An 11,911-nucleotide genomic window follows, 5' to 3' on the forward strand; every position below is an offset into this window, starting at 1 on the left:
GGGAGATCCATGCGGGTTTTGAATTTGATGCGCGTCGCCGTGTTGGCGCTGCTGTGCGCCGGGACGTCGGCGGCGTCGGCGACGGATACGCTGCACATCGGCTCGAAGCGGTTTGCCGAGTCCTATATTCTGGGCGAGATGCTGAGGCAGGTGGCGCAGCCGCATGCGCAGGTCGAGCATCTGCAAGGGCTGGGCAATACGGCGATTGTGCTGGCGGCGTTGCAGGCAGGGCGCATCGACGTCTATCCCGAGTATGTGGGGACCATCGATCTGGAGATCCTCAAGCACGCGCAGCCGAGCTCCATGGCGCAGATCCGCAAGGAGCTGGCGGCGATGGGGCTGGGTGTGGCGGTGCCGCTGGGCTTTAACAATACCTATGCGCTGGCGGTGCGCGGCGCGGCGGACGCGCCGCGCAAACTGAGCGAGCTGGCGGGGCGCGATCTGAAATTCGGGCTGTCGCACGAGTTTATCGGACGCGGTGACGGCTGGCAGGGATTGGCGCGGCGCTATGGTCTGAAGCAGCGGCCGGAAGGGCTGGATCACGGCATCGCCTACGAGGCCTTGAAGCGCAAGCAGGTGGACGTGATCGATGTGTACTCGACCGAGGCGCGCATCGGTCAGTATGGCTTGCGGGTGCTGCAGGATGACCGCGCATACTTCCCGCGCTACGACGCGGTGCTGCTGTATCGGCTGGACGCGGCGCGACGTTTTCCGGCGGCGTGGAAAGCGATCGGGCAGCTTGAGGGCCGCATCAGCGAGCGGGATATGATCGCGATGAACGCGGCGGCCGAAATCGGTGGCCACAGCTTTGAGCGTGTGGCGCGCGACTGGCTGGCGGCGCATCCGCTGCCGGGCGGAGGCACGGCGGTCGCACCGTCCACCGCAAGTTCGTCCGTCATGGCGACGGCGGCGCGGGCCGGCCTGCTGGCGAAAATCTTCGACCAAAACCTGTGGCGGCTCACGCGGCAGCATTTGACGCTGGTGCTGGTGGCGGTCGCGCTGGCGTGCGCGCTTGGCGTTCCGTTGGGCGTGTTGGCGGCCACCGTTCCGCGTTTGCAGCAACCAGTGCTGGCGCTGACCGGCATTCTGCAAACCATTCCCTCGCTGGCCTTGCTGGCGTTGTTAATCCCTATGCTTGGCACCATCGGCACCGCGCCGGCATTGGTGGCGCTGGTGGTGTACGCGTTGCTGCCCATCGTCCGCAACACCTGCACCGGCGTGCTGCAAGTCCCGCCGGGGCTGAAGCTGGCGGCAAAAGCGCTCGGTCTGCGGCCGATGCAAAGCCTGATCCACATCGAATTGCCGCTGGCGTTGCCGGTCATCCTGGCCGGCGTGAAAACTGCGGCGGTGCTGAGCGTCGGCACCGCCACCATCGCCGCCTTCATCGGCGCCGGCGGCTACGGCGAGCGCATTACCATCGGTCTGGCATTGAACGACAACGACATGCTGCTGGCCGGCGCCATCCCCGCCGTCACATTGGCGCTGCTGACGCAAGCCCTGTTCGAGTTGCTCGAACGCATGGTGATTAACAGACAGCGGCTTTCTGTAAAGTCGCCGTAATGATTTGTAAGGTCCGCGGCGCCGGTCAACAGAGCGCGCTACAGTGAACCCGTTGATTCAATCTCCCTCCCACTGACAACGGGTTCCGCCCATCCAGCGCATGCCGCTGGGTGGGATTTTTTTTTACGCCTGCGCCGACAGCTGCGCCAGCGCGTCGCCGGTGACGCGGCAGACGCGCCAGTCCGGCATCACCGTCGCGCCCATGCCTTCATAGAACTTGATGGCGTTGGTGTTCCAGTCCAGCACCGACCATTCGAAGCGGCCGCAGTCGCGCTCGACCGCCAGTCGCGCCAGCGCCACCAGCATCTGCTTGCCGTAGCCCTTGCCGCGCTGTGCCTGCCGCACGTACAGGTCTTCCAGATACAGGCCTTTCTTGCACAGGAAGGTGGAGAAGTTGTGGAAGAACAGCGCGAAGGTGACCACCTCGCCGCCGGTCTCGCCGACCAGCGCCTCGCACACCGGCTGGTCGCAGAACAGGCTGTCGTGCAGCATGGCTTCGTTGGCCACCACCATGTGCTCCAGCTTTTCAAACACGGCCAGCTCGAAGATCATGGCGAAGATGGCGGGAATGTCGGCCGGCGTGGCCGGGCGGATGGTCAGTTCGGAAGTACTCATCGGTTTTTTGCGGTAGTGGAAGAAGTCGGTTGCAGCGCCCAGGCGACGCTGGACAAGCAGAGTATCATGCCCAGCCATTCCATGGCCCCGGGGCGGTAATGTTCCAGCTGAATCGACAGCAGCACCGAGATTACCGGCGTGACGACGCCGATATACACGGCCTTGTCCGAGCCGATGCGGTGGATCAGTGTGAAATAGGCGGCAAACGCGATCACCGAGCCCAGCAGCGATAGCCACAGCAGGCCGGCCCAGTAGGTGGCGCTGGACGGCATGACGAAGCGCTGGCCGCTGGCGAGCACATACAGCGCCACCAGCGTGCTGCCCCACAGCATCGACCATGCCATGGTCAGCAACACATTGTCCGCTTGCTGGCGGACCTTGACCACCACCAGGTTGCCCACCGCGCTGGCGATGGTGGCGATCAGCGCCAGGACCAGTCCCAGCAGAAAGTGGCCGTCGCCGCCGCTGTTGATCCCGGCCCATGCTTCGTGTATCGAGTGGAAGAACAACAGGATTACGCCGCCCACGGCGACGCCACCGGCCGCCCAGGTGCGCCAGCCGATCGCGCTGCCGAAGACCAGGCGGTTGAGAATCGGGTTCCAGAACACCATCAGCGCGAACAGCACGGCCACCAGGCCGGACACCAGGTATTGCTCGGAGGTATAGGTGCAGATATAGCTGACGGCGAAGGTGGCCGCGCCCTGCAACATCATCCAGCGCTGGGCGCGCCATGGCAGCAGCAGCCGGTCGCCGCGCGCGGCGCACCAGGCGAACAGCACGGCCGAGGCCAGCGCGAAGCGGTACACCACGGACACCGCCGGCGGCACCGCGCCCAGTTGGAGTGTGATGGCAAAAAAGGTGGAGCCCCAGATCAAACAGGCGGTGATGAATAACAGAGGAGAGGACATCAAACGAGTATAGCTGGGCAGGCCACATCTTGCCTAGCAGGCAGTAATTTGTTGCGGCGCAACAGATGCACGCCTATGTTGTATCAGAAGTGTAAATTCAGCGGTGTGTGTGGAAAGACCAAGTATAGTGAAATGACACCACACCACTTTTCGCCGGAGGCGTCATGAGTACCGCGCTGCAGATCAAGGTCGTCACGCTGTTGGGCTATGTCGCCCTCAGCACCGCTTTGGTGCTGATGCTGGCGGATGACCAGGTGCAGGGCGCGGTGCACGCGCTGTTCTACTCCTGGTTCCACTAATCAATAGGCCAGGCGCAGGCGGCGGTACAGGAAGCTCAGCACAAACAGCGGCCCGATCAGCAGGAAGCGCAGGTCTTCGAAAAACGACGGCTTCTTGCCCTCGATCTTGTGGCCGATGAACTGGCCGATCCACGCCAGCACAAACACCGTGACCGACAGCGGCAGCACCGACGCCGGCGGCAGCGCGGCCAGGATGGACAGCATCACGGCCGCCATCATGAACATGCCCACCGCGAACGGCTTCGACAGGCGCAGATAGTAGCCCATCGCGCCGGCGGCCATGGCGAAGGCCACCAGCGGATGTAGCGCCCATAGCATGCCCAGCAGGGTGAACACGATGACCGGCACGCAGACGAAGTGAATCAGTTCGTTGGTGTGATTGAGGTGGCTTTCGCTGTACTTGGCCAGCAGCGTATCGATGGCACGGGGTTGTGGCATGGTAGTCTCCTGTGATTGTCGCGCGGTCTGCGCCGCCGGCAAATTCTACACCTGAACGCTACAATGGCACATGCGCGCCATTTCCTCCCCATCCTCTTCCTCCGCCGTTGCGTTGACCGGCCTGGCGCCCGTACTGAACGCGCGGACCCGCATTTTGATCCTCGGAAGTTTCCCGGGCGCCGCTTCGCTGGCGGCGCAGCAATACTACGCGCATCCGCGCAAGATCTTTTGGTTAATTTGACACCCGACTGAGTATAATTGAATTTTCCCCTAGGAAACTTCAAGAATGCCTGTAGCTTATTCATATATCCGCTTTTCCACGGTCGAGCAAATCAAGGGCGATTCGCTTCGCAGGCAGACGACGGCCTCGGTCCAATACGCTGCAGCCAACGGCCTAGAATTGGATACCAGCCTGAATGCGCAGGATTTGGGTGTCTCCGCTTTCAGCGGAGCAAATTTCGAGAGCGGGGCGCTGGGTAAGTTCATTACGGCGATTGATGAGGGGCGAGTCGCTCGCGGGTCCTATCTGCTAGTTGAGTCGCTGGATCGTTTGTCCCGCTTGCCGGTACCCGATGCGCTAGCTATTTTTCAAGCAATTATCGGCCGTGGTGTAGTGATCGTCACTCTGACTGATATGGCCGTCTACAGTCAAGAACGTCTCAAAACCGATTGGACACCGTTGCTCATCGCCTTGGTTAGCATGTCACGAGCTCACGAAGAATCCGCAGTCAAATCGCAACGTGTTAAGGCCGCTTGGGATGCCAAGAAGGAACGGGTCAAAAATAACAAAGAGGTTATGTCTACACGTTGCCCGTGGTGGCTGAAGCCCTCAGACGACAAGACGAAGTATGAAATCATTGAGGCGAATGCGGAGACGGTGAGGTTGATGTATGCGCTGGCCAAGGACGGTATGGGAAGCTGGTCAATCAGTCGCTATCTGAATGCTTTGGAAATTCCCACACCGCAGCATTCACAGCGCTGGCAAAACAGTACTGTTCAGTTCAATTTGCGTAATATTGCGACCATTGGAATTCTCCAAATGGATCAGGATCACAACGGCAGAACGACAACGAACACTTTTGTTGAGGACTACTATCCTACGATTATCGACAAGACGTTGTTCTATGAAGTACAGACGGGCAAGGCGGAGCGCCGTCGGATGCCAGCGTCAGGTGGTGGTCGAACAGGACAGTGCCACAACATATTCAAAGGGACAGCAAAATGTGGTTACTGCGGTAGCCCAATGCATATTCGCCGTAAGCCTGGCATCAACACCGGATTCCTTTACTGCGCCAAGTCTCTGCAGAGCGCTAGCTGCGTGGGTGTGTCTTATAACGTGCGACAACTTGAGGCTGAGTTCGTAAAATTTACTCGAGAGTTAGATTTGAAACAGGTACTTGGGGAGGGATCTGGCAAGGGGGCGGTACAAGCAAAAAAGAGCGAACTTGCTGCTTGTGCTGGAGAGTTGGAAGCAACCGAAGCCAAATTTAAAAATCTTCTCAAAGCTGTAGAACTTGGCGGCGATGTAAGCATGTTGGTGCAGCGAATGCGAGAAATGGAGCATGCAACAGTGGAGCTTAAAAAGCGTCGCCATGCCCTTCAGGCCGAACTTCAATCGTTGATTAGCGTAGAACAAATTGAATCTTCGTCATACGAAAACATGAGCGCCTTGATGGAGCAGCTAGAATCTAAATCAACCGAGCTAGATGAAAAATTGAGATTGCGATTCCGGATGCTTACAGAAGTTCAGCGAATAGTGAAGCGCCTGTATCTGTTCCCCGGCGGCGCTTGGCACAGCATCGACGAGGTAGACGGCATGGCCGCAGGATTACGTGAAGCAGGGTACGATGAGGACCGTATTGAGGCCTACATTTCCTCACTTCCGACTAAGCCAAATCGAGACGAACGATACTTTGTCGCCAGCATGCGTAATGGTATGGTTAGGACAGTCAAAGCTGGAGACGTAATCGAGGTAGATACGGAATGGACTAGCAAGGCGCTTGAACGCCTTGAGGCACGTCGGGGGATCTCCAATGAACAGTAAGCAGTGTTTTCCTCCGGTGGTAAATGAGAACACAACGCTGTTGATCCTAGGTAGTCTTCCAGGCGACAGGTCGCTCGCTCAGGGTGAGTATTACGCCAACAAACAAAATTCGTTTTGGTACCTAATATCTCAATTGCTTCGAACGGACTTAGTTCACTTGAACTATGATGACCGTCTCGCAACCCTACTGCATAAGGGCGTCGGCTTGTGGGATGTCGTCGCCGATGCTATCAGAGACGGTAGTCTAGACAGCCGAATTAAGCAGCATCGTAGTAACGATCTGCTTGGCCTGATTGCCACACTGCCAAAATTAAAAGTGGTCGCATTTAATGGGAAGACTGCGGCACGACTCGGCCAAAAGCAGTTAGCCTTTGCTCCTGAGGCAATGAGGACGATCGAGCTTCCTTCCTCCAGCCCCGCATATACGTTGGCGGTTCATAAAAAGGTGGATCGCTGGCAGGAATTGCAGCCCTTTCTTTCGACCGAAATCACGGTGGAATAGCATTTGGCTACTCCAGGTCTTGGTCTACACGGTCAACTAATTCCTCAACAAGATACCGCCATCTCGCTGGCATATTTTGAATTTTCACAGCAAGCCTAATCGTCTCAGGTGATGGCTTCGCTGCGATCTTCTTATCCGATTGCCCCTTGGTTGAAGCTCGCTTGGTTGGTGAGTCGCCATAGTGCAGCCAATGCTGATCGACCTTGAGCCACTTGGCCAAAATTAGCAACTTGTCATCGGTAGGTATGGTGCGGCCAGCAAGCCAGTTATGTGCCGTTTGCGCTGATACTGGATCACCTCCGAAGCGAAGATTAAATCTCAAGGCAAGTTCAGTTGGCCCGCTCACTGGCTCCGGACTGCGACGTAATGCAAGCACCAAGCGTTGAGCAAAGGCGGCTTTTTCTTCGTTTGTAGGCATGATCGCATTTTGTGACAGAGGTATCAACCTCATATCAATCAAATAAGCGAAATAATTGCTTAAATGATTTAAAAAATTGCTCTTTTGAGATAAGATTAAATTGCAAATAAGAAATTTTTGGTTGCCAATTTTTTGATCAAAATAGAGAGGAAATGATGGACGATGGTACGAGCACAAAGCTTCGTATTCCGCTCAGTGCGGTACAGGTTGCGGAAGCTGCTAAGCATATCCAAGATGAGTTCGATTCGACGGGAGAGTTACGCTTTGCCCAACTAAGCCACTCCGAACCCTTATTCGGCGGAGACTTCAACGGCCCGTCGTCGTGGGTCTATCACATTCGAGTTTTCGGAAATGATGTTGTTCGGGTGCCGCAGCTCTACATGACCGTGAGCAACCGTAGTGAGCATCGACTGGTGCGATACGACACGGCGACATTGCCGGGCGGTGTTGCGCTGGACTTAAAGCACATAAATTTTGAACGTGAAAGCAATGTGTTCGATAAGTCCATCACAGCCTACACAGAGCATTTGGGAATTGGGTTGACGCCGAAGGTGCTGGCAGAATACATCGATAAGCCAATGCGGATTAAGGTATCGAATCCACGGGAATCCGCCGCCGCAGACCATCTCCAAGACGAGCGTGAAGATCGTCAGAATGATGCCCACGTAAATCGCAAGGGTACGAGCGAAGCCGTAGACATACAACATTAGTCCCGTCAGGATACCTGCGCCAGTACGACTCGCCCAAGGACCGAGTGCCGATTCTGTACGCGCCTCTCTTCACCGAAGAGAACCCGGAGACTTTGCTAAATTTTATTGCCAAAAACCCAGGCGCGCACCAAGAGATCGAGGCAGTCTTTCGTGCGGCAAAGTCACATCCTGGTGCGCCGATCAGCACACTGGAACAAACCAATCCATTGGTCCTCGAATTGGTCAACGAGAACATCTTGCGCGCACCTGCCATCGTCTCATCGGGTGGAGCGCAGTCGTTTGCATTCGCACCATTCAAGACGACCCATCCTCGTGCCATCTTGGAAAAGGCGCGGATCATCTTATCGTGCGTTCGCTATGGTGAAGGTTATTCGTCCATCACCAAGATTTCGGACCCTAGCGCGATCCTTAAAGGGCTGAGAGATAGAAAGATGATCGGCCGCACCCCCCATTCAAATATTCAATCGCAATATGCAGCTGCGGCAAACATGGGAGTAGGGTGGATTGAGCCTGAAAACGGGCGCTTCCGATTCCGTCTCTACGACACCGAGGATAACTTAGCTGCGGTAGATCTGGCGATTGCCATGTGTTCCGGCCAGAGCGAGGATGTGTCGTCGTCACTGCTCCTTCCGGCTGAGGTGAAAGGGTATTTCTCCAGGTCTGAGCCTGGCGGACTGCTTCTACCTGAAGCAAATAGAACGCGTGCCCGTGGTGTAATTGCCACGCGCAAGTTGGACCCTAAAACCAGCACCGCTTCCCGGCTTGGTCGCGCGCTGCTCGACGACTTGCGAGGAATTCATCGTGTCATCAAGTGATCAAGACCACTCCTATAAGTTGTTGGGCAAACGCATGGCGTGGGCATTGGGCTACATACCATTGCTTAATGTCCCGGTGACTCTTCCAGCGGATACCAACTCGCGGGCCGGTACGGACTTAACGGATGCAGACGTGTTTGGATTCCGCTTCAGTGCCAGCGGTGGTGTGTCGCGGCTCCTGATCGATTGTAAGACTGCCAGCGGTCGCGCAGTTGATCGCGTGCTGTGGGTCAGGGGTTTACAGGATGTGCTTCACCTTGAGGAGCTCTATCTCTTCAAAAAGAAAATTCCTGAAAGTGCACGGTGGCTAGCGCGTGAACTAAAAGTGAACTGCATCGACGATACTGAATTGTATGAACTCGACGCTCGACTCGGATTAAGTCGCTTGAAGGGACCTTATTTTGATGGAGTCGGGTACGACAGTATCGACACGCTGCTCAGCTTTCCAAAGGGTAGCGAATACCGCGCTTTGGCGCAGTTTCTCACAACAACTCTTTGGACCCTAAGTCCTGCGCACAGGGTCCTAACCTTGCTGAACCTCGGGCAGCAAAATCATTTGCACAGTAAGCTTAGGCCGGACGATCGGGCACACGTTGGGCTTATCCTTCTTGCGACTCGTTCGCTTGCAATAAGTCTCGGCTTACTGATAAGTGAGTTGAACGTTCTGGACGTGCTCAAAATCGAAGACCGGCTTCGTGAAGAGCTTCATGGAGGGGCTGAGTCTCTAGCGCAAAAAGTACGTTTTGCAGATGCCATTCACCGCCTTACCGGCGAAGTAGATTCCGAACAAGCCATAGATCACAAAGGGTTCCCGCTACTTCTTGAGGAGGTCAACCGACTTTTAATCAGGCGCTATGCCCTGAACGATGCCATTCGGATTACCGATTTGGCACTACATTACTTTGCTGCGGGCGCAGGATCCTTACCTCGCCACTTGAGTGGGAGTGATTCTAATCTCTCAGCGAAGATGGCATCTGACATTCTTGCGCTGTTCGTGAAGAGCAATTCACTCGACACCAGCTTTTCCCGGGCTATCATCGGATTATTGGCGACTGCGCCAGAAGCCAACGCTGATGCCTCTGATGAACGGCGCACGGAAAGCAAAGAAATCGGAGGGCAGATTCCACTGCTAGCGCCGCTGCCTCCGTTGGACGGGAACTAACCTCTGGGCTAAATCCATGATGAGAGAATCGAGGACGGCACTTCAATCATCAATCACTGACTTGCAATAAGCTGCGTTGGCCGCAGGAACAACTACTCCTGTACGCTCCAGTTCATCTTTCAGCAGCGTCGCCATGCGGAAGTCGAGGCGGAAATGGCGCTGGAGTAGGGAGACTGACAGCTCACGCTCACGCTCGACGAGTTCCACGGCGTTGCTGTAGAGAAGTGACGAGACGCGGCGATATTCGCTGATGGCATCGGGCTCGCTGCGGATTGCCTGAAGGACGTACGATGTAATACGTCGCATAGCGTGACTGCGGCTGATGTCCTCCTGTCGTGCCAGGCTGTCTACTTGGCTGACTAAATCCTTCGGCATGCGCAGGGTGATCGTTTTGGTTGTGCTGTAGTCGTCTTCCACGGGCGGCTGCGGAACTGAAATACTGGTCGCTGCGGGTGGCTCGTAAGGGAGTTGCAGATCGTCAAGCGGGTCATACGGCGGAAGGTCGAAGGTGAATGATGTCATGGGCGGCCCCTTTAAATACGTGCTGTATTTATATGTATTCCGTGGAAATACGGGGTCTTGCGCTGACGAGGTAGGCCTTGTGCTGTCTGGATCTGTAAGAACGGTGATTACAGGTTGATGAAGGATAGGATGAGTGATGATATGCGCCGCAGACAGAGAGCATAATGGTGTTCACTTCTCGTCTCGCTGCGAGTGCTACGGCCTCCTGATATCCGGTCGGCCAGACAGGGCCGTACATCGAGTTTTCTTTTCCAAAAAATTGTGGCATGCTACCGCCACGCTAACCGTTGTGGGTAATTGGATTCCCCACGCCTTCCTTGTTGGCATAAACCCCTCCGTTACTTTTATTCCTTATCTGGGAAGGTTTTATGACGACTACACTTTGCCTGAACACCTACGCTCCCAACATCAAAAATGTACGGGTCTTAAATCGTATCAAGGACGTACTGGACTGGTGCGGCCATTTGCTGCTGCGGAAGAAGAAGCCACGCTCTATCCACCATAGCGAAATTCGTAAGGTGTTCGGAAACGCCAGCAAGCCGCTGGGCCGTTGGCTTTACTCGAATTTGCTGATGCAGACGGGCGATTACGCAGCAGGTCATCACTCATACTCTTATGCGCTCAATGAGGGCGGGTACGAACGGTTACGCAATATGGTGGGCCTGAGCACCGTCACGTCTGCCGAAATTGCGATGGAGCTGTATGGTCCGATCATTCGTGGCGAGCTGACGCCTGTTTACAGGGACAAGGGCGGGCGACGTTACCACCCCATCCAGAATATTCGGAGGGATGACAAGAAAGTCGTCTTCAGTGGATGGTGGGATTACGACATCGACTCGTGCGCCGCCACACTGGTCCACCAATATGCACGACAGCACTATCGGTGGGTCAACCCAGAAACTACAGAGGAACCATTCCCAGCGGTTGCCCGTTTCGTAGAGGAGAAGGCCTCAGTGCGTCAGCACCTTGCGACCGTCGCTGGCATCCCTTTAGAAAAAGCGAAGGAGTTAAGCCAAAGCTTGCTGTTCCTTGCGCCATTAACGCCGCACCACCGATGCTCGATTTTCAGCTTGCTCGGTGACGACCGGATACGCCTGCAACGCCTGAAGCAGGACACATTTGTCAAACAGCTCATCGTTGATCTGAAGAAGATGTGGCACTATGCGATGGGGGGCGATCAACGTGAGAGGGGGCTGCGACAATTTGCCGGTGTGGGCGTCGCTAGTCCTCCCGATAGTAAGTCAAAATATCGCCAAGCGATCTTCATTGCGTTGGAGCGAAAAGTGATGGATGTCATTCACGATTGGTTCGGCACAGAACAGTTCCCTGGCGTCCTCATGCATGACGGTTTTATTAGTCGTCGTGATGTTGACACGCACGCTCTTGAGTCGTACTTACTAGACACCACCGGATACGAAATCCGACTAAAAAAAGAGCTACTTGGTTTAGCTGGCGCTGGCGCCTGAATTATCGGCTGGCGGAACCCGTGTTGGGATGTCTGTAAAATCCCAACACAGGCCCAGCGTATCTAATACCTTGGCCGATTAGGTAGTTCGAACGTCGCCACCTCTCTCCAATTTGGATCTAGCACCCACTTGAACACGTCAATTGGCTCGCATGACCCGTAGAATGGCCAAGGTGTCTGGAGCACACTGAAATGCCGCCATGTGGACTGAGCCTTGTTGGACGTAGCTGCATAATAGTTTGCAGCCGCCATGCTTAAGTGGTCTTCTTCTTTAGGAAGTGGGCTGCCATGTGCTGCTACGAACCAACCATGCTGTTCAAGCAGTGGAGCTATAGTCGAATCTGGTGTACGGGCTGAAATCTGCAGGCGGGGATGAGGCGGTGGAGATTTTGTTGGAAAATTTGATTGTCGAGATCAAAACCAACCAACAGAGGAAACTCCACCATGACGAAG

At 55.6% G+C, this 11,911-nt stretch carries 13 protein-coding genes and 1 pseudogene; 9 read left to right on the forward strand and 5 right to left on the reverse strand.

All coding sequences use genetic code 11. The annotated features are described in order from the left end of the window. Positions 1 to 9 precede the first annotated feature (9 nt). Entirely contained in the window at positions 10 to 1,560 is a 1,551-nt protein-coding gene (locus GTP44_RS07385) for a glycine betaine ABC transporter substrate-binding protein (RefSeq protein ID WP_371867171.1), read from the forward strand. A 123-nt stretch (positions 1,561 to 1,683) separates the two neighbouring features. Here the strand turns inward: GTP44_RS07385 and GTP44_RS07390 are convergent, their stop codons facing one another. Further along, entirely contained in the window at positions 1,684 to 2,175 is a 492-nt protein-coding gene (locus GTP44_RS07390; RefSeq protein ID WP_160989262.1) for a GNAT family N-acetyltransferase, read from the reverse strand. After that, a complete protein-coding gene (locus GTP44_RS07395; RefSeq protein ID WP_160989263.1) occupies positions 2,172 to 3,083 on the reverse strand; it encodes a DMT family transporter in 912 nt (303 codons plus the stop codon). Before GTP44_RS07395 ends, GTP44_RS07390 begins: the two co-directional genes overlap by 4 nt. 164 nt (positions 3,084 to 3,247) lie before the next feature. Between GTP44_RS07395 and GTP44_RS27810 the strand changes: the two genes are divergently transcribed. Further along, positions 3,248 to 3,382: a hypothetical protein gene (locus GTP44_RS27810; RefSeq protein WP_267874377.1), complete on the forward strand. Its 135-nt coding sequence runs from the start codon at positions 3,248 to 3,250 to the stop codon at positions 3,380 to 3,382. Here the strand turns inward: GTP44_RS27810 and GTP44_RS07400 are convergent, their stop codons facing one another. After that, positions 3,383 to 3,820 (reverse strand): Mpo1 family 2-hydroxy fatty acid dioxygenase, encoded by a 438-nt coding sequence (locus tag GTP44_RS07400; protein ID WP_160989264.1) that lies wholly within the window; start codon positions 3,818 to 3,820, stop codon positions 3,383 to 3,385. Between the two features lie 70 nt (positions 3,821 to 3,890). On the opposite strand from GTP44_RS07400, the pseudogene GTP44_RS07405 reads away from it, so the two are divergent. The 3 genes and pseudogenes from GTP44_RS07405 to GTP44_RS07415 all read left to right on the forward strand — a co-directional run. Then, positions 3,891 to 4,052 (forward strand): annotated as a pseudogene (locus GTP44_RS07405) (DNA-deoxyinosine glycosylase); the annotation flags it as partial. 54 nt (positions 4,053 to 4,106) lie between these two features. Further along, a complete protein-coding gene (locus tag GTP44_RS07410; protein WP_161018906.1) occupies positions 4,107 to 5,864 on the forward strand; it encodes a recombinase family protein in 1,758 nt (585 codons plus the stop codon). Further along, entirely contained in the window at positions 5,854 to 6,366 is a 513-nt protein-coding gene (locus GTP44_RS07415) for a DNA-deoxyinosine glycosylase (RefSeq protein ID WP_161018907.1), read from the forward strand. The genes GTP44_RS07410 and GTP44_RS07415 overlap by 11 nt, the downstream gene beginning before the upstream one ends. A 7-nt stretch (positions 6,367 to 6,373) precedes the next feature. On the opposite strand, the gene GTP44_RS07420 is transcribed toward GTP44_RS07415, so the two are convergent. Then, on the reverse strand, positions 6,374 to 6,784 hold the full coding sequence (locus GTP44_RS07420; protein ID WP_161018929.1) for a transcriptional regulator: 411 nt from the start codon (positions 6,782 to 6,784) through the stop codon (positions 6,374 to 6,376). A 152-nt stretch (positions 6,785 to 6,936) separates the two neighbouring features. Between GTP44_RS07420 and GTP44_RS07425 the strand changes: the two genes are divergently transcribed. From GTP44_RS07425 to GTP44_RS07435, 3 genes are read left to right on the forward strand one after another with little or no spacing between them, the layout of a single operon-like run. Then, complete coding sequence (locus GTP44_RS07425; RefSeq protein WP_161018908.1) at positions 6,937 to 7,494, forward strand: hypothetical protein; 558 nt, start codon at positions 6,937 to 6,939, stop codon at positions 7,492 to 7,494. A 44-nt stretch (positions 7,495 to 7,538) separates the two neighbouring features. Continuing rightward, the gene (locus GTP44_RS07430; protein WP_161018909.1) at positions 7,539 to 8,309 is read left to right on the forward strand and encodes a hypothetical protein; all 771 of its coding nucleotides are present in this window, start codon (positions 7,539 to 7,541) and stop codon (positions 8,307 to 8,309) included. Further along, entirely contained in the window at positions 8,296 to 9,471 is a 1,176-nt protein-coding gene (locus tag GTP44_RS07435; RefSeq protein ID WP_161018910.1) for a hypothetical protein, read from the forward strand. The genes GTP44_RS07430 and GTP44_RS07435 overlap by 14 nt, the downstream gene beginning before the upstream one ends. 42 nt (positions 9,472 to 9,513) lie before the next feature. Here GTP44_RS07435 and GTP44_RS07440 read toward each other — a convergent pair whose 3' ends face one another. After that, positions 9,514 to 9,993, reverse strand: coding sequence for a DNA translocase FtsK (locus tag GTP44_RS07440; RefSeq protein WP_161018911.1), 480 nt, complete (start codon positions 9,991 to 9,993; stop codon positions 9,514 to 9,516). A gap of 368 nt (positions 9,994 to 10,361) precedes the next feature. Between GTP44_RS07440 and GTP44_RS07445 the strand changes: the two genes are divergently transcribed. Continuing rightward, positions 10,362 to 11,459 (forward strand): hypothetical protein, encoded by a 1,098-nt coding sequence (locus tag GTP44_RS07445; RefSeq protein ID WP_161018912.1) that lies wholly within the window; start codon positions 10,362 to 10,364, stop codon positions 11,457 to 11,459. Positions 11,460 to 11,911 lie beyond the last annotated feature (452 nt).

Origin of the sequence: Duganella lactea (assembly GCF_009857505.1) — a bacterium.
Classification (GTDB): Bacteria; Pseudomonadota; Gammaproteobacteria; order Burkholderiales; family Burkholderiaceae_D; genus Rugamonas; species Rugamonas lactea.